This window comes from Pedobacter sp. GSP4, assembly GCF_051857575.1.
Taxonomy (GTDB): Bacteria; Bacteroidota; Bacteroidia; order Sphingobacteriales; family Sphingobacteriaceae; genus Pedobacter.
This window is the reverse complement of record NZ_JBPZIR010000013.1, coordinates 50,356-71,048: the sequence shown is the minus strand read 5'-3', so window position 1 is coordinate 71,048 and position 20,693 is coordinate 50,356. Positions and strand designations below refer to the sequence as shown.

General features: G+C 39.2%; 20 protein-coding genes. 13 read left to right on the top strand and 7 right to left on the bottom strand.

Translation table 11 applies throughout. The annotated features are described in order from the left end of the window. The first annotated feature begins 3 nt into the window (after positions 1-3). Both ACS5PU_RS23545 and mazG read left to right on the top strand, forming a co-directional pair. A complete protein-coding gene (locus ACS5PU_RS23545) occupies positions 4-453 on the top strand; it encodes a DoxX family protein (protein ID WP_439461607.1) in 450 nt (149 codons plus the stop codon). A 14-nt stretch (positions 454-467) separates the two neighbouring features. Further along, complete coding sequence (mazG, locus tag ACS5PU_RS23540; RefSeq protein WP_439461606.1) at positions 468-1,274, top strand: nucleoside triphosphate pyrophosphohydrolase; 807 nt, start codon at positions 468-470, stop codon at positions 1,272-1,274. A 107-nt stretch (positions 1,275-1,381) separates the two neighbouring features. On the opposite strand, the gene ACS5PU_RS23535 is transcribed toward mazG, so the two are convergent. After that, entirely contained in the window at positions 1,382-1,765 is a 384-nt protein-coding gene (locus ACS5PU_RS23535) for a YchJ family protein (protein WP_439461605.1), read from the bottom strand. 75 nt (positions 1,766-1,840) lie between these two features. Between ACS5PU_RS23535 and ACS5PU_RS23530 the strand changes: the two genes are divergently transcribed. The 3 genes from ACS5PU_RS23530 to ACS5PU_RS23520 are packed head-to-tail and all read left to right on the top strand — an operon-like array spanning position 1,841 to position 3,539. Next, positions 1,841-2,641 carry a tRNA pseudouridine synthase A gene (locus tag ACS5PU_RS23530; RefSeq protein WP_439461604.1) on the top strand — a complete coding sequence of 267 codons (801 nt, stop codon included), beginning with the start codon at positions 1,841-1,843 and terminating at the stop codon, positions 2,639-2,641. 37 nt (positions 2,642-2,678) lie between these two features. Continuing rightward, complete coding sequence (locus ACS5PU_RS23525) at positions 2,679-3,125, top strand: hypothetical protein (protein WP_439461603.1); 447 nt, start codon at positions 2,679-2,681, stop codon at positions 3,123-3,125. A gap of 12 nt (positions 3,126-3,137) precedes the next feature. After that, the gene (locus ACS5PU_RS23520) at positions 3,138-3,539 is read left to right on the top strand and encodes a hypothetical protein (RefSeq protein ID WP_439461602.1); all 402 of its coding nucleotides are present in this window, start codon (positions 3,138-3,140) and stop codon (positions 3,537-3,539) included. 54 nt (positions 3,540-3,593) lie between these two features. Here the strand turns inward: ACS5PU_RS23520 and ACS5PU_RS23515 are convergent, their stop codons facing one another. Further along, complete coding sequence (locus ACS5PU_RS23515) at positions 3,594-4,814, bottom strand: ABC transporter permease (protein ID WP_439461601.1); 1,221 nt, start codon at positions 4,812-4,814, stop codon at positions 3,594-3,596. Between the two features lie 180 nt (positions 4,815-4,994). Between ACS5PU_RS23515 and ACS5PU_RS23510 the strand changes: the two genes are divergently transcribed. Both ACS5PU_RS23510 and ACS5PU_RS23505 read left to right on the top strand, forming a co-directional pair. Further along, positions 4,995-6,263 (top strand): exo-beta-N-acetylmuramidase NamZ family protein, encoded by a 1,269-nt coding sequence (locus ACS5PU_RS23510; protein WP_439461600.1) that lies wholly within the window; start codon positions 4,995-4,997, stop codon positions 6,261-6,263. A gap of 222 nt (positions 6,264-6,485) precedes the next feature. Then, positions 6,486-6,692, top strand: coding sequence for a hypothetical protein (locus ACS5PU_RS23505; protein ID WP_439461599.1), 207 nt, complete (start codon positions 6,486-6,488; stop codon positions 6,690-6,692). A 32-nt stretch (positions 6,693-6,724) separates the two neighbouring features. Here ACS5PU_RS23505 and ACS5PU_RS23500 read toward each other — a convergent pair whose 3' ends face one another. Further along, entirely contained in the window at positions 6,725-8,575 is a 1,851-nt protein-coding gene (locus ACS5PU_RS23500) for a PAS domain-containing sensor histidine kinase (RefSeq protein ID WP_439461598.1), read from the bottom strand. Positions 8,576-8,606: 31 nt separating this feature from the next. Further along, positions 8,607-9,650 (bottom strand): DNA topoisomerase IB, encoded by a 1,044-nt coding sequence (locus ACS5PU_RS23495; RefSeq protein ID WP_439461597.1) that lies wholly within the window; start codon positions 9,648-9,650, stop codon positions 8,607-8,609. An 88-nt stretch (positions 9,651-9,738) separates the two neighbouring features. Here ACS5PU_RS23495 and fmt point away from each other — a divergent pair, with 88 nt between their 5' ends. Next, positions 9,739-10,647, top strand: coding sequence for a methionyl-tRNA formyltransferase (gene fmt, locus ACS5PU_RS23490; protein ID WP_439461596.1), 909 nt, complete (start codon positions 9,739-9,741; stop codon positions 10,645-10,647). A gap of 246 nt (positions 10,648-10,893) precedes the next feature. Here the strand turns inward: fmt and ACS5PU_RS23485 are convergent, their stop codons facing one another. Together ACS5PU_RS23485 and ACS5PU_RS23480 are read right to left on the bottom strand one after the other, a co-directional pair. Beyond that, entirely contained in the window at positions 10,894-11,733 is an 840-nt protein-coding gene (locus ACS5PU_RS23485; RefSeq protein WP_439461595.1) for an aminotransferase class IV, read from the bottom strand. A gap of 3 nt (positions 11,734-11,736) precedes the next feature. Then, positions 11,737-12,765, bottom strand: a complete 1,029-nt coding sequence (locus ACS5PU_RS23480) for an RluA family pseudouridine synthase (protein WP_439461594.1) — start codon at positions 12,763-12,765, stop codon at positions 11,737-11,739. 103 nt (positions 12,766-12,868) lie between these two features. On the opposite strand from ACS5PU_RS23480, the gene ACS5PU_RS23475 reads away from it, so the two are divergent. Further along, entirely contained in the window at positions 12,869-13,900 is a 1,032-nt protein-coding gene (locus ACS5PU_RS23475; RefSeq protein ID WP_439461593.1) for a DUF6588 family protein, read from the top strand. Positions 13,901-13,966: 66 nt separating this feature from the next. Next, positions 13,967-14,836 (top strand): 1-aminocyclopropane-1-carboxylate deaminase/D-cysteine desulfhydrase, encoded by an 870-nt coding sequence (locus tag ACS5PU_RS23470; RefSeq protein ID WP_439461592.1) that lies wholly within the window; start codon positions 13,967-13,969, stop codon positions 14,834-14,836. 405 nt (positions 14,837-15,241) lie between these two features. On the opposite strand, the gene ACS5PU_RS23465 is transcribed toward ACS5PU_RS23470, so the two are convergent. Further along, entirely contained in the window at positions 15,242-16,369 is a 1,128-nt protein-coding gene (locus tag ACS5PU_RS23465; protein WP_439461591.1) for a hypothetical protein, read from the bottom strand. Between the two features lie 544 nt (positions 16,370-16,913). Between ACS5PU_RS23465 and lat the strand changes: the two genes are divergently transcribed. Genes lat through ACS5PU_RS23450 form a run of 3 tightly spaced genes read left to right on the top strand, consistent with a single transcriptional unit; the run spans position 16,914 to position 19,536 of the window. Next, positions 16,914-18,245, top strand: a complete 1,332-nt coding sequence (lat, locus tag ACS5PU_RS23460; protein ID WP_439461590.1) for an L-lysine 6-transaminase — start codon at positions 16,914-16,916, stop codon at positions 18,243-18,245. Positions 18,246-18,247: 2 nt separating this feature from the next. Further along, on the top strand, positions 18,248-18,649 hold the full coding sequence (locus ACS5PU_RS23455) for a hypothetical protein (protein WP_439461589.1): 402 nt from the start codon (positions 18,248-18,250) through the stop codon (positions 18,647-18,649). Between the two features lie 11 nt (positions 18,650-18,660). Continuing rightward, positions 18,661-19,536 carry a hypothetical protein gene (locus ACS5PU_RS23450; RefSeq protein ID WP_439461588.1) on the top strand — a complete coding sequence of 292 codons (876 nt, stop codon included), beginning with the start codon at positions 18,661-18,663 and terminating at the stop codon, positions 19,534-19,536. The last annotated feature ends 1,157 nt before the right edge of the window (positions 19,537-20,693 follow it).

Genomic DNA, 20,693 nt, shown 5'->3' with positions numbered 1-20,693 from the left:
ACAATGAAACCCTTATTTGTTTTACTGATTGTTTATATCGCATTACTTGCATTTGGTGGCCATACCCAGTTTGATAAAGGAAATATTTTTGCAGGCAACATGGCCATGAGCGTAATGCTGCTTTTTACAGCCATTGGGCATTTTAAATTTAAAACCAGTATGGCCGCAATGATACCTCTTTTCATCCCCAAAAAAGTAGAAATAATAGTATTGACCGGCGTGCTCGAAATCTTATTCGCCATAGGCTTAACCATTGTTTACACCCGCTATTTTACCGGCATAGTGTTAATTGTTTTCTTGATATGCCTATTGCCAGCAAATATTTATGCTGCAAAACACCGCATTAATTACGAAAACTTATATCAACCGGGCCCAGGACCAAAATATTTATGGTTCAGAATTCCCTTTCAATTTTTCTTAATGGCTTGGGTTTGGTACTTTAGCGTTCGATAATTTATTATACCAACATGCCCAACAATCCAATTCCTGCCAGCGCTAATAGCCCAGCAGATGCTTTTACACGCTTACTTATTGTTTTAGACACCTTACGTACGCAATGCCCATGGGATAAAAAACAGACCATGGAAACCTTGCGCCACTTAACCATTGAAGAAACTTATGAGCTGAGCGATGCGATTTTAGAAGGCGATTTAGCCGAGGTTAAAAAGGAACTGGGCGATGTAATGATGCACCTGGTCTTTTATGCCCGCATCGCATCAGAAACCAATGATTTCGATATTACAGATGTTTTAAATGGTGTTTGCGACAAGCTGGTTAACCGCCATCCGCATATTTACGGCGATGTTGAGGTACAGAATGAAGAAGATGTTAAACGCAACTGGGAACAGATAAAACTGAAAGAAGGGAACAAATCCGTTTTAGCAGGCGTTCCAGGTTCATTGCCTGCATTGGTAAAGGCTTCGAGGATTCAGGAGAAAGCACGCGGTGTAGGGTTTGACTGGGAGGATAAAAACCAGGTTTGGGAAAAAGTAGAAGAAGAACTGCAGGAGTTTAAAACCGAATTTAATGTAGCCGATAATACCGCTATCGACATTGAAAAGGCCGAGTCGGAATTTGGAGATGTACTTTTCTCGTTGATCAATTATGCCCGCTTTATCAATATCAATCCAGAGAACGCCCTGGAAAAAACCAATAAAAAATTTATAAAACGTTTTCAGTATCTCGAAACTAAAGCAAAAGAAAGCGGGAAGGCGCTTGCCGATATGACGCTTGCCGAAATGGATGTGTATTGGAATGAGGCTAAGAAATTATAGCCAAAAGGAGTAAATTCGCAATTTTTATATAAATTTTGCGAATACAATCGCAAATTTCATATTAAATTTGCGATTCTGTTACACCCGACAATGTAAATGACTTTTTACTATAGATAAAATTCTCCATCCACATAATACCATTTACCATCAACTAACTTAAAATTGGATTTTTCGTGCAATACCTCAATCTGTAATTTTTTATTCAGATAATAAGCCTTAAACTCTACTACATTAAAACCAGAGTACAAAATCTCCAACTTCATCCATTTGGTATTTTTTGCACTTTTAAGGTAAGCTTCTTTCGAATTTCCTTTTCTTTTACTGAAATGTGTGGTATCCACCAGGTAATCTGCATTTAAAACCACAAAAGCCGAGTAACGCGAACGCATTAAAGCCTCGGCAGTTGGTGCTGCATGTTGTTTTAAGTGGTAGGGCCCGCAGCAGTTTTGGTACTGCAAACCACTTCCGCAGGGGCAGTTCGTTAAATTCATACAGATTATTTATACGGCAAATATGAATTTAATATTCCTGATGCTAAAATTTGTGTAAAATTGCAGCCGAAAATAATGAGATATTTCTTCCATATTGCCTATCAAGGTCAGCATTATAATGGCTGGCAAAAACAGCCAGGTGCCATTAGCGTGCAAGATGTTATTGAAAAGGCGCTTCACCAGATTTTTAAATTTCCTATTGCCATAATCGGTTGCGGAAGAACGGATGCGCACGTACACGCCAGTCAGTTTTTTTTCCATGCCGATATTGAAACTGAATTTGATTTCGATCTGCTTTACAGGTTAAATAAGGCCTTGCCACAAAACATTGCCATTTTTGATATCATTAAAATGGAAGGGTTACCACATGCCCGTTTTGATGCCGTTCAGCGCAGATACGATTATTTTATCCATACCTATAAAGATCCTTTTTTGAGTAACCAGAGTTCTTTTTACCTAGAACCCAACCTCGATCTGCACCAAATGAAAGCAGCGGTAAATCTTTTGCCAAAATATAAAGATTACAGAGCCTTTTGCACGCAGCCGAATAAATACGAACATACCATTTGCAATGTAATGGAGGCAGATTTATTTGTAAACGGTAAAGGCGACCGAATCCGTTTCCACATTGCCAGTAACCGTTTTTTGAGTAAAATGATCAGGATTTTAATGGGCAAAATTTTAAAAGTTGGCAAGGGAGAACTAAGTATAGCTGAATTTGAAAACCTGTTGATCAACCTCAAAACGCCCAAAACGTTAGATCCGGCCCACCCAACGGGCCTGTACCTTTCTAAAGTTACCTACCCCTATTTAAATTTAACACCGCGTACCGAATTTATCCATGCTACGCAGGGTATTGATTGGATTTCTGTTTAAACTGTAGCGTTTCTTTTTTCAACTCCGTTTAAGGAGCATGAAAGCTAAAATATACCTGCTGGTATTTGTTATGCTCCTATTTTTTGGGTGCAAGAAACCTACAAATGTTGATAGATTGATTGATGGAAACTATACAGGGGTATTGGTGGTTACCAATAGTGCCAAAGCTGTTCCATCAACCTATCCCATTACCATTAGCTTAAAAAATGGCCGGTTTAATATTACGCCAACTGGCAATACCAGCCTAAAACCATCAGGAGGCTCAGGTAGCTATAGCTTTAAAAATGGCACTGCTCATTTTGCCGATGAAAATGTATGGACAGCCGATTTTGACTGGAACCTGATCTTAAATGGAGAATACGAAATTCAAAGCAACGCAACCGATCTAACCCTGACCAAAAAGTTTAACACCAAAACTGATCTTTCGCCAAGCACTTCTTATGCATATCTGGATTACAAATACATTTTACAAAAAACCGATTAACCTCTCAATACAATGAAAAAATTATTTATCCTTTACACAGTTCTTAGCTTATGCGCAATGGGCTGCAAAAAGAAAATGGAAAGCAATACAGTTGATTACGAATTTGCGGTTAATACTTCCAAATATATCGGCACTTCTACCTTAAAACTAACAACGATAAGCGATAGCCGATGCCCCATAAATGCAAATTGCATAAGGATGGGTGAGGCAAAAGCATATTTCAGCATTACCAGCAACAATACCGTTCAAGATATTACTTTATGCCAAGGCGAATGTGGCGCACTTGGCAATACCGCGGATGTTACTATAAACGGTGCCCGTTACTCATTAAAACTTATTGATGTGTTGCCATACCCACAGGGACTGCAAAAAGAAAACACAAAAACTGCAAAGGTACAGTTAACAAAAATTTAGGTTGAAGGTTGGCTTGGGCATCGGATACGATCTGGTTCGATGACCCAAGTTTTTTTATTTAAACCTGATTGCTTTTAATGGCGAAACATTGCTGATCAAAACCGAAGGAATAATCAGTACCGTTAAACACACCACCACCGTTACTATATTTAGCAGCAGTACATCGATAAAATGAAACTCTATTGGCGCATATGCCAAAAAATAAGAAGCCTGGTTAAGCTTAAAAATATGGGTGGCCTGTTGAAAAAATCCAAGTCCAAGGCCTAAAATATTCCCCAAGAGTAAACCAATGCCGATAAGGTAAGCCGCATTGTACAAAAATATTTTCATAATGCTCCAATTGCTTGCCCCGAATGATTTAAGCATGCCGATCATATTGGTCCGTTCTAAAATCATAATCAATAATGCGGTAACCATATTAATTACACCAACAATAAGCATTAAAATCAACAGCACTTTCGTGTTTACATCAAGCAAACCTAACCAGGTAAAAATATTGGGGAAATTTTCTTCAATGGAATAAGAGCGCAAATTGCGGGGAAGTTTTTCGTAAATGCCCTCTGCAATAGGCTTAAGCTTGCTAAAATCTTTAATCCTGATCTCTATCCCACCAATTTCATCGGGCTGCCAGTTGTTTAAGCGTTTTATAATATTGAGGTTGCCCAGTACAAAACCTTTATCTATATCCTCAACGCCGATATCGTAAATACCAACAATCTTAAATTTGCGAGGCCGCAACTGGTTCTGTACAAAATACATGATAAAATCATCGCCTGTTTTAAGTTTTAACCGGTTTGCTGTGTAATTGGAAATTAAGAGCTCTTGCATAGCAGCAGTGCTATCAGCAAAATCGATTATTGTTCCACTGATGATGTGCTGTTTAATGTAATCCCATTTATAGTTTTTATCTATTCCTTTAAAATTAATGCCTTCAATTTCGTTATTGGCCGAAAGAATGGCCGGTTTGGTGGCAAAAGGATAAAAATATTCAACGTCCGGATTTTGTTTAAGCGTATTAACGGTTGCTTTATCCAGTACAAAAGGAGAATGTTCAAAAGAATTATTTAAATCATAGCGGGTAACCTGCACATCGCCCAGGTAGCCACGTACCTTATCCTGAATCTCCGTTTTGAAACCTTTAATAATGGCGATGGAAAGAATCATCACCGCCAAACTTAACATTACACCCGCTATGGCAATGCGAACGATAAGCTTTGAAAAAGTACGCTCAGATTTAACGGCTATACGCCCTGCTATAAAATATTCGAAATTCAATTTAAAAGGTTATAAGTAACAAAAATGCTCAATTCCTTTTTAAAAATGGCATTTTTAAAAATAAATAACCAACTTTAAAAATCAATGATCAAGTTGTAATAAGCATGACCAATAGCATAAATCAAAAATTTGGGTAAATTGTTTTGTTACTGTTTCATTGCCAATTAACAACATAAACAGATGAAAAAATATATCAGCCTTGCGCTAACCAGTTTAATTGCATTATCGGCCTGTGGGCAGCCAAAACCGCTTGAACAGGAAGTTACGGGCAAGAAAGGCCTCGAAAACAGGAAACTGCTGATCAGAACGCCAAAATTGCCATCAGCACTTAAAACAGGTGCCGAACAAACAGAAAAATACCTTTCTATTTTAAAGGGGAAAAGAGTGGGCATGGTGGTTAATCCTACTTCGGTTATCGGCATGCAAACATCGGTTGATAGTTTGTTAAAACTTGGTGTTAAAATTCAGAAAATATTTGGTCCAGAACATGGCTTTAGGGGCAATGCCAGCGCAGGTGTAACCGTAAATGATGATATTGATGCTAAAACTGGCATTAAAGCCATTTCTCTTTACGGAAAACACAGTACGCCTACGGCAGAAGATCTTGCCGATATTGACATTATGGTTTTTGACATCCAGGATGTTGGCGTGCGTTTTTATACCTACATTAATACCCTGCAGCACGTAATGGAAGCCTGCGCCGCCAACAATAAACCGCTGTTGATATTGGATCGGCCTAACCCAAATGGCTATTTAATTGATGGTCCCATTTTAGATCCTAAATTTAAGTCGGGGATCGGTATACAGCCCATCCCTATTGCGCATGGCTTAACCGTTGGCGAATATGCACAAATGCTTAATGGCGAAGGCTGGTTAAAGGATAAGTTAAAGTGCAAGATTACCATTATTAAAAACGCCAATTACAACCACGACATGGAGTATACTTTGCCTGTTAAGCCTTCTCCAAACTTAAATACCCAACAAGCTATTTTGCTTTATCCATCTACCTGCCTGTTTGAGGGAACTTATTTAAACCACGGCCGCGGCACCATGTTCCCTTTTACCGTTGTAGGAGCGCCTTATTTAAAAGGTAAATTCGATTTCAGTTTTACACCAAAAAGCATAAAAGGCATGTCAGAAACGCCTTTATTTCAAGATCAGGTGTGTTATGGACTGGATTTAAGAAATTATGATACAGCTGAACTCAGGAAATCGAAAAAAGTAAATTTAAGCTGGATAATCGAGCTATATAAAGCATCGCCCAGGAAAGAAGACTTCTTTAATACCAAGCTGAGCAAAGAGATGGGAACCATTGAGCGCCTGGTTGGTGTTGCAGATTTTAGGCAACAGATTATTGACGGAAAAACTGAAGAAGAAATACGGGCAAGCTGGGCACCGGGCTTAAATGCCTATAAAACCATGCGCAAGAAATATTTGCTTTATAATTAAGGATTGAATGACAGAATGATTGAGTGAATGAATGACAGAATGGATTCAATGAATGAGTGATTGGTTGAATGAGTTATTGAGGGTATGATTGAATGCTAAAGCAATTTTTCAAACTTAACAGATCGGGAATTGTTATTAAATAAAGGATTTGTTGAACAATAATTCCATCAAATCCTAACAGCATTAATTAATTCAAAATTTAGTCATTTAATCCTTACTATTATGAGCGGTCCTAAAGTTAAAAGTGATAAACCCGGAAGCAATTACCAAGAAGAAGTACCAAAAGGAAGGGAACCCAAAGACCATAAAACGGTTAGAAAGGAAAACGACAGTTTGCCAAATAAGCCCAGCAAAACCAATAACCCGGCTAAACAATGGGAAAACGAAGAGCAACCGGTACATCCTATAAAAAATGCACCTAAAGAATAAATAGTATGGGTAAGCTTTACTACCCGCCTATGCTATTTCAATTTTAATGCAAAAGAAAAGGTAGATCCTTCATCCGCTTTACTTTCCAGCCATATTCTTCCACCTTCGCTTTTTATAATTTCTGAGGAGATATAAAGTCCCAAGCCCAAACCCGGATAGGTATGCTGCAGGTTACCCCCAACGCGGTAAAATTGATCAAAAACAAGGTGCTGCAATTCATCAGAAATCCCTATCCCATAATCTTTAACGCTTAAAATTACTTCTTCATCTTCGATAAAAGTAAAAACATCTATAGCATTGGCATCGGTAGAGTATTTGATGGCATTGGATAGAAAATTGGTAATTACCTGACCGATACGTTCTTTATCTGCAATTACTGTTACATTACCCTTTAAATGGCTGTTAATTTTATGTTTTGAACTAATGTGCTGCATTTCCTCAACAATATCTGCTACAACAGTATCAAAATTAAATTCAGTAGGGTTAAAGGTCATTTTACCTGATTGAATTTTGGTAACATCCAGCAAATCGCCTATCAAACCTGTTAAGCGGTTTAGCTGAAGGTCCATTTTACGTACCATACCAGCCTTTTTTTCATCGCCCTCGTTTCTGATCATCCTTTCCAGTACCTGCGCATAGGCTTTAATGCTGGTTACCGGGGTTTTTAATTCGTGACTGGCAATTCCTAAAAACTCATCTTTCTGTTGCTGCAGCTGTACCTGTTTGGTTACATCTAAAGCCACATGCAAAATTGCATATACTTTACCATTGGCATCTTTTAGCGGTTTATACGTAAAGTTAAACCACATTTTTTGCATCACGCCATTAACGGGCAATATGGCTTCTTGCTGATCGGCATGGTAAGCCACACCGGTTCGGTATACTTCTTTTAAAATATCAAGAAAGGGTTGGTCTTTAAGCTCAGGCACGGCTTCAATCATCGGTAAACCGATAACGCGCTTATCTTTGCCCCAAAAGCTGAGCATTTCATCGTTCGCCAGTTTTACGATAATATCTTCTGTTTCATAATATCCGGTAGCCATTGGCGAATCGATCAGAAGGTTACGGAAACGCTCTTCGCTTTTTGCAGCCTCCATTTTAGACGCAACCTGAAGGGTAATTTCATTGGCAACCACCATAATCCCCGAAACATTTCCATTCTGATCGCGGATGGGATCGTATACGAAATTGAAATAATAATTGCCCAAAACGCCATTCCGTTCTAGTATAGCCATGGTTTCGTAACCATAATGCGGAACACCGCTGTTGTAAACTTCCTGAAGCAATTGTGGAAAAGGCTGATCGATAATTTCGGGTAAGCCTTCTAACAGTTTTAAACCGATTATGGCTTTTGTTTTACCCCATATTTTTAAAAGGTCATCATTGGCATCTTCAATAATCAGTTCTCTTCCCCTTAAAATACCGATTGCTACCGGCGCATCGTAAATCATCTGCCTAAACAGTGCTTCACTCTGTTCGCATTTAAACTTTGCTTTTACCAGTTCGGTCACATCGGTTGCATTGTTGAGTATGCCCCAAACATGGCCGTCATCATCCTTTAAGGGTTTGTAGGTAAAATCGAAATAAAAGGTCTGCATTTTACCGTTGATGAGGAGATCTGCCCTATCTCCTTTAGCCTCATAAGCTATACCCGTTTTTCTAACTTCGTTAAGGATTTTTAGAAAGGGCTGGTCGCTAAGCTCTGGCAGCGCTTTGGCCAGTTCCATTCCAATTACACGCTCATCTTTGTTCCAAGCTTTTAAAATGGCTTTATTGGCTACTTTAATAATCATTTTTTCGCCAACATACAGCGCTATGGGCATTGGCGATTCGGTAATCAGGATGTTGAAGATTTCACTTTTATCTTCTTTATTAATTTGCATAATATGATAAAAAACAAATATAAATGGTTTTTTACTTACTATTGGCTTTTAAAAAGGACAACAGAACCTTTTCATCATGCTCCAACCCCTGTTTGCCACTGAGCGAGTTTTTGTTCATCTTCTTGATATATTTCTCCAGCTGGTTATTCTCGTAAGCCGTAATAAGTAAGGGATATACGTAAGAACTCTTACAAACAGCTCGTGTATTGCCCAATTTTTTTGCAACACAGTCTAAAACAGCAACAACCATTTTTTTTGTATTCAGGTCGGCATTCTCGTTTATCTGGCATTTGGCAAACTGGCGCAATGCTTCGAGGGTTCCGCCCCAGGTCCTGAAATCTTTTGCGGTAAAGTCATCGCCGGTAATTTCTTTAATGTAGTTGTTTATCTTCCCCGAGTCGATACTTTTGTGCTCCTTTCCATCGGCGTAAAACTGAAAAAGCTCCTGCCCAGGAATATCCCTGCATTTTTTAACCAGCTTGGCCAGCAGCCTATCGTTTAACTCTACCTTTTGCTGCACCCCTTTTTTGCCCACAAAATCCATGGTAATTTTGCTTCCATTTATTTTTACGTGCTTATCTCTGAGTGTGGTTAGGCCAAAAGAGCCATACAGTTGCTTATAGCTTTCGTTGCCCACCCTGATGAGTGTTTTTTGCAGCACATCTACCGAAATGGCCAATACCTTGCGTTCGTCTAAATTTTTTCTCCTTAAATCTTTCTGTAAATTTTTACGGGCTATTGGCAGGGCTCTGCCAAACTCCAACAAACGGAAATATTTATCCTCAGAGCGTCGGCTGGTCCATTTTGTATGGTATTTGTACTGTTTCCTGCCAGCAGCATCAGTTCCGGTAACCTGCAGGTAGGCATTGGGCTTATTGGCAATCCATACATTCTGCCATGCAGGTGGTATAACCAAAGATTTTATGCGGTCGAGATGCTTTTCATCAGCTACCTTATTTCCATCCTTATCTTCATAATGAAATTTACCAGGTTTACCTTTTCGGTAAATACCAGGCATATTGTCGGTTACATATACTAAACCACTGGCCTTTACAACATCTTTACCTTGTACCATTTTTGCCTATAAGTATGGGTTTATTTTTAGTTATTTTGCAAAACTTTAACACGGGTATCCGCGTTATTTTAAAACACAACACTTTCTTATGAAAATAGTTTTTATGGGTACGCCCGATTTTGCTGTAGCTTCTTTAGATGCCTTGGTACAGGCCAATTTTGATGTTGTTGCCGTTGTTACGGCACCAGATAAACCTGCTGGCCGCGGACAGAAAATTAACGAAAGTGCCGTGAAAAAATATGCGCTGGAAAAACAGATCCCTATACTGCAGCCCGAAAAACTTAAAAATCCCGAATTTATTGAAGAGTTAAGATCTTACCAGGCCGATTTACAGGTGGTAGTAGCCTTTAGGATGCTGCCAGAAGTGGTGTGGAATATGCCTCCAAAAGGAACAATTAACTTACACGGTTCGCTATTACCGCAATACCGCGGTGCTGCACCGATTAACCATGCCATTATAAACGGAGAAAAAGAAAGCGGGGTAACCACCTTTTTCCTAACACACGAAATTGACACGGGGAATATTATACTCAGCGATAGCGTTGCCATAGCCGATGATGAAACCGCAGGCGAATTACATGATAAACTGATGCATGTTGGCGCCAATCTTTTGGTTAAAACCCTTAAAGCCATTGAAGATAACAACATTAGTGAACAGCCGCAGCCGCAAAGCGAAGATTTGAAACATGCCCCGAAAATTTTTAAAGAGGATTGTAAAATAGACTGGACCAAACCTGCGCAAAACGTTCATAACTTAATCCGGGGCTTAAGTCCATACCCTACTGCTTTTACCATGCTCAACGATAAAACATTGAAAGTGTTTAAGGCCGAAATTGAAGATAAAGAACCTGGCATTGCAGCCGGAGGCTTTTTAACAGATGGTAAAACCTATCTAAAATTTGCCACAAAAGATGGCTTTATTAAGCTTTTAGACATCCAATACGAGGGTAAAAAACGCATGCTGATCGAAGATTTTTTAAGGGGGATGCGTTTGTAAATGTTAGTCCAAAACACCTAGCGGGCTCCCATTACAACTTATTACTGATGATTTTTAGTTTAATATCGTCACCCTGAAATAAATCCGATAGCTATCGGATTTATTTCAGGGTCTATCTATTGGGAGAGATACTAATCCCAATGAATTGGGATAATATGACTATCGCCTTAAGCAAAAGTATTAAAAATTGGTCGCTATATGCAATTAGCCAATTCCTAATCAACTAATGACTAATGAACCAATGAACTAAAAAGCATTCAGCTTATCGATCAAAAACTTGGCTACCTCGTTAAAGTAGCGTTTACGGCCATAGCCCATCACCCACTGAATACCCTGTGTAGCATTGGTAATAAAAACCTCTTCGGCCTCTTTCAATATTTCGGGATTAATCTGCGCTTCTATAAGTGCCATATCGTTCATTTTGCAAAGCTGCATAATGGCCGTACGCATTACCCCGCTTACACAACCTTCTGTTAAGGCAGGCGTATAAATCTGGTTTTTATATACCACAAATACATTGGCACTGATGCTTTCGCAAAGAAAACCATGCTGGTTTAAAATCATGGCCTCATCTAAACGGTTCTGGCTTTTAAAAAGTCCGGCCATTACGTAAAGCAGGGCATTTGAAGTTTTGAAATTAGACAGTTTGTTAACCGCCTTGGTCATCTCGTCAAATACGTCGATAATCAAACCTTTGCTATTTAACTCATACGCTGTTGTTTTCAGCGGAATTCCTTCTAAAACATAACCGGCTTTATTTGATTCGGGCGTGTAAACACCTGCACCTCCCCTGTAAACAGATAACCGGAAACGCACATTTCCATTCCATCTGTTCTTTTTAACGAGATCGGCCGTTTTTTGGCGCAGAAAGTAATCATCCATCAAAGCATGACCATCCATTTTCAGCGCTTTCATGCCTCCAGTTAGCCTATCGGCATGTAAATCGGCAAACTGAAGCTTGTTGTTAATCATCCGCATGCTTTCAAACAAGCCATCTCCAAATTTGAAACCCCTGTTCGAGGCCATCAGCACTGGAGCATCTGCCGCATGAAACTCATCATTAAATAAAAGGTACTCTTGAGGCATATTTTATGATGTAGCGATATAATTTTCCCACTTGGTTAAGCCAGCTTTGAAATCGGCCGGTAATGGCGATTCAAAGTACATGTATTCTTTAGTTGTTGGGTGGATAAAGCCCAAACTTTGCGCATGCAGAGCTTGGCGCGGCAACAGTTCGAAGCAATTATCTACAAACTGCTTGTATTTGTTAAACGTAGTTCCTTTTAAAATCTTATCACCACCGTACATGGCATCGTTAAACAACGGATGCCCTATGTGCTGCATATGCGCCCTGATTTGATGGGTACGGCCCGTTTCAAGCTCACAACTGATCAACGTTACGTAACCCAAACGCTTTAATACTTTATAGTGCGTTACCGACCATTTGCCTTTTTCTTCATCATCATAAATATCCATCACACGGCGGTCTTTTGCACTTCTGCCGATATAACCTGTAACCGTACCATCATTTTCAATATCGCCCCATACCAGGGCAATGTATTTTCTGGTAATGCTATGATCGAAAAACTGACGGGCCAGGTGTGTAATCGACTTTTCATTCTTGCTGATCAGCAATAAACCTGAAGTATCCTTATCAATGCGGTGTACCAAACCTGGGCGGCCATCGTTACCCGGCAACTGCGGTAACTGCTCAAAATGAAAGGCCAAAGCGTTAACCAGCGTGCCCGTATAATTGTTAAAGCCAGGGTGTACCACCATACCGGCAGCTTTATTTACCACTAATAGGTCGCAGTCTTCATAAATAATATCGAGCGGTAAATCTTCAGGATAAACTTCGGTATCACGTGGTGGATGGGGCAAAACAATAGAAATCTCATCAAAAGGCTTAACCTTATAACTTGCTTTTATCTGTTTTTGGTTAACCAGTACATTACCTGCATCAATTGCATTCTGGATACGGTTTCGCGAGGCATTTTCTACACGCACCATTAAAAATTTATCAATACGCAGCAAGGATTGCCCTTTATCGACAATTATTTTTAAATGTTCATATAATTCCTGCTCTTCTGATTCCTGCAATTCGACCACATTTTCCATGGCGCAAAAATAAACTTTTAAATGCAAGATTTTTGGAATGATTTTAGTTTTAAAAAATCCGTCTATCTTTATACTGTAGTTAACTATGTTTAAACAGTATATTATGAAAAAACCTTTCCTTTTTAAGCCAGTTATGGCTTTAGTTTTACTTTTTGGTGTTCAAAAAGTAAGTGCACAGCAAAATGTTGGAGATTTATTTAAATCTGGTCCGGCAGACGCGACTAAATTAGTTAACGCCTATTTCGATCCACTTTATAAAGGATTGGGTGTTGGCCTAACAGATGGATGGAGCAACACCGCAAAATCAAAAGGCTTATTAAAATTCGATGTAAGATTTTCGGTATCGGGTGCTTTTGTACCACAGGCTTCGCGGAGTTATGATGTAAATGCTTTGGGCTTGAGCAACATTAAGCCGGCAGTTGGTGCATCATCAATTGGCCCTACGGCTTTTGGTAACGACGAGGTGGGCGGGCGCATGCAAATTTACACCAGCAACGGATTGCCAACCACCACCTTCTTTAACCTTCCAAAAGGATTGGGCTTCCACATTGTTCCATCAGCACAGATACAGGCGACATTGGGCTTACCAAAAAACATCGATGTTACCTTAAGGGCAATGCCAAAAGTAAAACTGGGCAGCGATCTGGGAAGCTTATCTATGATCGGTTTCGGTGCAAAAATTGAACTTTTACCTTTATTTATGAGCGGCACAGCCGAAAAACTTGTTCCGGTAGATATTGCCATTGCCGGTGGTTTTACTCAATATAGATATGACCTGCCATTAAACATCAATAACTCAACAGGCTCAAATCAGCATATCGATGCCAAATTTAACGGGGTGAATTTTGATGCCATTGTATCTAAAAAGATTTTATTCTTTACTCCATTTGCCAGCGTGGGTTACCAAACCTCAAATACCAATTTAAAAGCATTAGGTACTTATTCTTTCGATACCGGAAACGGCAGTTCTGTAAATTACACCGATCCGATTTCGGTTAAACAGACCGATATAGACGGCGCCAGGGCAAGCTTGGGTTTCCAGTTAAAATTTGGTTTCTTTAAGTTTTATGGCTCTTATACCGCAGCAAAATACAGTATGGTTAATGCCGGAATTGGTTTGGGAATTGGTCAATAAACCAACACATACATTTTATAATGCACAAAAACACCTGAAATACTCAGGTGTTTTTTATTTTTACACGTGTTTAAAGAATTATACAGCCCAGTACAAAAAATAGAATTTGCTCCTTTTAACAGCCTTTATGTTAAACGCGATGACCTGATCGATCCTTATATTTCGGGCAATAAGTGGCGCAAGCTGAAATATATTTTGGCAAAGGCTACAGCAGAAAACAAAACACATTTGGTAACTTTTGGGGGTGCCTATTCAAACCACCTTGTGGCTACCGCGGCTGCAGCCGCAAGATCGGGCTTAACAGCTACCGCTTTTGTAAGAGGTGAAGAAGTAAAAAATGAAATGCTTTTGCTCTGTAGTTTATTTGGCATGAAACTTATTTTTACCGACCGCGAGCACTACCGCCATAAACAAAATCTCTTTGAACACTATTTTGCCGATGATACCCAAGCTTATTTTGTTGATGAAGGTGGCGCCTCTGCTGAAGCTGTAACAGGATGTGCAGAAGTAATCGGCGAATTAACTGAATCCTACGACCATATATTTTGCGCTGCCGGAACCGGCACAACTGCCGCGGGCTTACTTAAAGGAATTCAACAGCATCAATTAAACACCAAACTTCATGTTGTTCCGGTGTTAAAAGGCGCTGCTTTTATTGGTGATGAAATAGCGCAGCACACCAAAATTTCTACCCATTTCCAACTTCATCTCGACTACCACTTTGGCGGTTATGCCAAAACCACGCCCGGACTGATCAGTTTTATTAAAAGCTTTACTGCACAAACAGGCTTGCTTTTAGATCCGGTTTACACGGCAAAAATGTTTTATGCCATTCAAGATCTGCAAGAGAAAGGAACAGTCGGCAAAGATGAAAAGATTCTTGCTATCCACACAGGTGGTTTGATGGGCCTATTTGGAATGAAGGATAAATTCTAAGCTACATGGTCAGCACAGTATAATAGTTTGAACAAAATTTCTACTTTGGCGCTTCATTCGCCCGAAGCACTGAACTATTTAATGCATGTAATTGGTGGATAAAAAAAAGGCCCCACATTACTGTGGAGCCTAAATAAGATTTCTAAATCGTCCCGTTGATTTGATTCTTAATGTAAATGTATTGTTGATTCCTTTTTAAAGAGATCGAAATAGACAAAGGCCATTAAATAATAGATGTAATACCCATATTTATACACATTGCCGAATATCATATTAAAAAATACGGCAACTGGTTTTTCGGGTATTAAAAGGATAACACTTTGGTACCTGAAAAACCTAAAATCCTAAGATTTCAAACTTTTCAGGTTTTAGTTGTCCTGATCTCTATTACAGATTAACAGCAGATCAATAAATACATTCGTCTTTCAAGCCAAACCTTTGTACAAAGCCCGAAGGAACAGCTTTGGGTGCCGGCACATCATCAGGTTTATAATAATTGCGTATGGTTACCGGAAAATCACCGGCTTTATTCATTTCATCCTGCCTGGCCATGAATACCGGTACATTACCCCTGTTGTTTTGGGGATATGTCATGGATGAACTGTGATTATAACCCAAAACATGCCCCATTTCATGAAAAGGTGTGGTATAGCTATTGGTCATAAAATTTAAAGTAACCCAGTCTGGGATACCGAAAGTACTCCCGCCACCTAGGCCAGAAACTTTACGTGTATCAGTTAAACCGCAATTGATTGTTGTACGCGTTTGGGCTTTTATCCAATCGGCCTCTTTTTCAGCCGTAGTAAGTGCAGTTACACCATCATTGCCTATTACTAATTCATCAACTAAACGTCCGTGCATGGATGCATCGGTGTACATGTAAGCAAAATTGATTATGAAACCGGTAAACATCCTAAATTGCTTTGCAGTGGGCTCATCTAACCAGTTGTTATCTAAATTCTCCGGATCAAAATCATGCATTTTGGGCTGCCATTTAATAACACTTAACTTTTTAAGCTTGTTGATTAATGGCGTTGTACCCGTAAATTCAAAACTGATAGCGGTTGGATTGATACCTGCTTGCCTGTAGGCTGATAGGTTTACCATTTTATTATTAATATCAGGATATTCAACCTGCCCACTAATAAAAGGATAAGGGATTTGCTTAATCCTGTGTCCCTTAATGGTTCCGATATGCAATAATTTTATTTTCTCTGGCTGGCCAACGATAGATGCAATGATTGTGGCGTCAGAGATATCAACCGGTGCAAAATTAGCAACCTCGATGGTTGTATTGTTCACAGCAGTAACACGTAGAACATTGCTAACATTAAATCTTCTGCTTTCGCTTGTCATTACCGACATGGCTTCACCATCCTCAAACATAAGCTCGTCAGGCGATGTGCCTGCAAAAGAATAAGTTGGTGAAGTTGGCACCGTAACTTCGGGTACAGGTTCCGTTTTAGCGCATCCGATAAAAAATAGTACCGAACAAAGCACGATAAGATGTTTGGGGTTAATTTTGTTTTTCATAAAGAAATTGGTAGGTAAATGATAGCTGTAGATTGTTGTTATAAATTTATTTGGTTAATTAATCCAGGCGGATTTGTCTTTTTTCAAGTGCTAAAATAATAATATTTAGAGGCTTACAATGGCATTTTCCCAACTAACCTGTTCCAAAATCGATATTAGAAAACCATTTTTTACCCAAAATATACTCAAAACGATAGCGCATATAAAAAATTGTGCATGTTGCATTTAAGCCGCTTTAGGTCTGAAAATATTCAAGCCAAAACGTAATTAAAGTATAGATGAGGTATGCTAATCGCAGTAAAATTAATTCTGTTTCTGAACGGTAATGGAGATAAATTGCGGGTTGGTTTTAAGACAAAAGAGCGTCTCAATCAGATTTTTATGTTAAAAAGTTTTCCACATCTGCGCAGTCCAAAATCCGAAATTGTCTATAATCATACTTTAAACTGTTTAAACCTATTTTTTGCCTTATGGGTACAAAAAGTGCTTAAATTTTAATTTTAGGCACATTTAACTAAATTTGGAATATACCAAAACCAAGTTTATGTATCAATTAACAGTACCTGCAGATCGCGTTAACGAAGCATTAAGTAAGCATATTTTAGCTGATGGTTTCGACCTGACCTACGATATGGAGAAAAGTAACGGTGCCTACATTTACGATTCGAAATACAACAGAACCCTACTCGATTTTTTTACCTGCTTTGCATCTGTTCCATTGGGCTACAACCATCCTAAAATGATCAATGACGAAGGGTTTAAAAAAAATCTTTTTCAAGCGGCTTTGGCCAATCCTTCAAACTCTGATGTATATACACAGCAATATGCACAGTTTGTAGAAACGTTCGCCAAGGTTGGCATTCCGGATTATCTGCCCCATGCTTTTTTTATTGCAGGTGGTGGATTGGCTGTAGAAAATGCTATTAAGGTAGCTATGGACTGGAAAGTACAGAAAAACTTTGCCAAAGGATATACTGAAGAAAAAGGTTTTAAGGTTTTACACTTTGAAAAAGCTTTTCACGGCAGAACAGGTTACACTTTAAGCTTAACCAATACCCTGCCCGATAAAACGAAATGGTTTGCCAAATTCGATTGGCCTCGGGTTTCGGTTCCCGAAGTTAAATTTCCGCTTTCTGGAGGCAATTTAACTCACGCTATCGAATCTGAAGAAACTTCCATCCAACAGATTAAGAAAGCCTTTGCCAACAATAAAGATGAAATATGTGCCATTATTGTAGAACCCATACAATCAGAAGGTGGGGATAACCACCTGCGCGAGGAGTTTTTAATCCAGTTAAAAGCACTGGCCGATGAAAACGATGCTTTTTTGATTTACGACGAAGTACAAACAGGTGTAGGCTTAACCGGTAAGTTTTGGTGCCACCAACATTTTAGCGAAAAAGCAAGGCCAGACATTGTAGCCTTTGGAAAAAAAATGCAGGTATGCGGTATTCTGGTTGGCAATAAGGTGGATGAGATTGAAACCAATGTATTTAAAGTGGCCAGCCGGATCAATTCTACCTGGGGCGGAAATTTGGTTGATATGGTCCGTTCTACACAGATTTTACAGATTATAGAGGAAGATCAGCTTTGCGAAAATGCATCAAAGGTTGGCGCCTATTTAAGGGATAATCTCGAAAAACTGTCCCATCAGTTCGATCAAATGACAAATGTACGCGGCAGAGGGCTGTTATGTTCTTTCGATTTTCCGACCAAAGAAATGAGAAATGCTTTTATAGCCAAAGGACTGGAAAATAATGTGATGTTTTTGGGCTGTGGAGAGAAAACCATCCGCTTCCGCCCGGCACTTTGCATTGAACAAAAACATATTGACGAAGGCTTGACTGTTATGGAAAAAATATTGCCTTTATTGTAGCCATGTCAAAAAAATCACTGGTTTACATTATTACTGCAATCGTTTTAATCTTGGTTTTCTTTATGGTTAAGGATACTTTTAACCAACCCGGCATTGAAGATATGAGCGCAGGTTTTAAAGAAATAGTAAAATACAGGAATGCCAACAATACTGGTCCTGTACAACGGATTTACATCATAACAGTTAAGGATTCTGTTTGGAAAGAAATGGAAGATTATGGCAATTTAATGCCGCATACCAAATATGGAAATACCAAGGTTTACTTCTTCATGCAGGGCAAAAATGTGCCAAATGCCTTACAGCCTGGAGAAGTAAACTTTGATCCAACATTTAATAAATACTGCATTGCCCTGTACGAAAAAAGCGCAATGAGCCAGTCGGCTTTTAATAAACATCCGTTTTAAACGCAGTTTTTTTGCTATTATTACAAATGAGCCGTGATTACCATTCCATAAGTCCTTCAGCAAAATCGTTACTACTGGCTAAAAGCTTAACCAATATCCCCTTTGTTGCTGATGCCGTTAAATTAATGTATGGTAATGATGCCCTTGAACATTTATCGAACAGAAATTTTGATGATGTTTTTTTAAAAAGGCTCATACATTTTGAAAGTAGATATTTATCTCTGGATAGTTTACTTTTTGCATCAGGCTCTCTAAATATTTTGGAAATCTCTTCCGGTTATTCTTTTAGAGGCCTCGATTTGGTTTTAAGGCATCCCACAATTTATTATTTAGATACCGATTTACCAGGTGTAATCGATATCAAAAAAGATCTGGTTGACCGTTTAATTATCAACGAGAAATTAGACCTAAAAGGTAAGCTCAAAACCCAAGCGCTAAATGCATTGGATGAACCGGTTTTCTTAAATGCCATAAATCAGATGCCACTTGGCCCGGTAAGCATCATTAACGAAGGTTTATTGATGTATCTAAGCACCGACGAAAAGATATCGTTGTGTAAAACCATCCATAAATCATTAAAACAGCGAGGAGGCTATTGGATTACTGCTGATGTTTACGTTAAACGACCTGCGCTTAAAAATGAAACCAATGATCATTTTTCCCAGTTTTTGGAAGCGCATCACGTAGAAGATAATAAGTTTGAAAGTTTTAAGCAGGCAGAGCAGTTCTTTCTCTCACAGGGTTTCAAATTGATAACCAAAGCAACCTCAGTTTGGCATCAGCTTTCTTCGTTAAAATACATTGATAGTGAATTGTTAAAAAAAATGAAGGAGCAGGCCAATAAAACTGGAAGAATCCGCGAAACCTGGGTGCTAAAAGCAATTTAGCATGTAAAATAGGATTGCAAATTCTCAAAAACGCTTTTTTTTTAGAAGCGCAATGCCTGTGCAAACGACCAAGTGTCCTCCCGTTTTACGCTTTACGCTTCACTGCCTCGTTCCTCGTTGCTGCAGGGTATCGCTTCAACCGGGGCTAAATGGCAAAAAATGTAACTGGTATTTTCGGCCCGGTTTCAAATGCTGATACTTCATCAACGCTGCAAAGACTCAACAAACCGCACCGACCTTTATTTATCATCACCGGTCTGTGCCTTCACAGAACGGAACCCAATCAGTCGTAGCATTCTGAAAGACTTTACCGATTATTGAATAAAAAAGGGATTTTTAAAATGGTCTGTGAGGACACAGACCATGGATTGATGACCTTTATTCATAATCCTCGGTCTGTGTCCCCACAGAACGGAAACAATCTTTCGTAATGCATTGCAAGCGTTCTATGGTTATTGAACAGAAAAGATTATCCTACCAAAATGGTCTGTGAGGATACAGACCATGAATTGATGACCTTTATTCATAATCCCCGGTCTGTGTCCCCACAGAACGGAAACAATCTTTCGTAATGCACTGCAAGCGTTCTATGGTTATTGAACAGAAAAGATTATCCTACCAAAATGGTCTGTGAGGACACAGACCATGGATTGATGACCATTATTCATAATCCCCGGTCTGTGCCTTCACAGAACGGAAACAATCTTTCGTAATGCACTGCAAGCGTTCTATGGTTATTGAACAGAAAAGATTATCCTACCAAAATGGTCTGTGAGGACACAGACCATGGATTGGAACGGAACCCAACCAGTCGTAGCATTCTGAAAGGATATCAATTATGGAATAAAAAAAGGATATCCTACCAAAATGGTCTGTGAGGACACAGACCATGGATTGATGACCTTTATTCATAATCCCCGGTCTGTGTCCCCACAGAACGGAAACAATCTTTCGTAATGCACTGCAAGCGTTCTATGGTTATTGAACAGAAAAGATTATCCTACCAAAATGGCCTGTGAGGACACAGACCATGGATTGATGACCTTTATTCATAATCCCCGGTCTGTGTCCCCACAGAACGGAAACAATCTTTCGTAATGCACTGCAAGCGTTCTATGGTTATTGAACAGAAAAGATTATCCTACCAAAATGGTCTG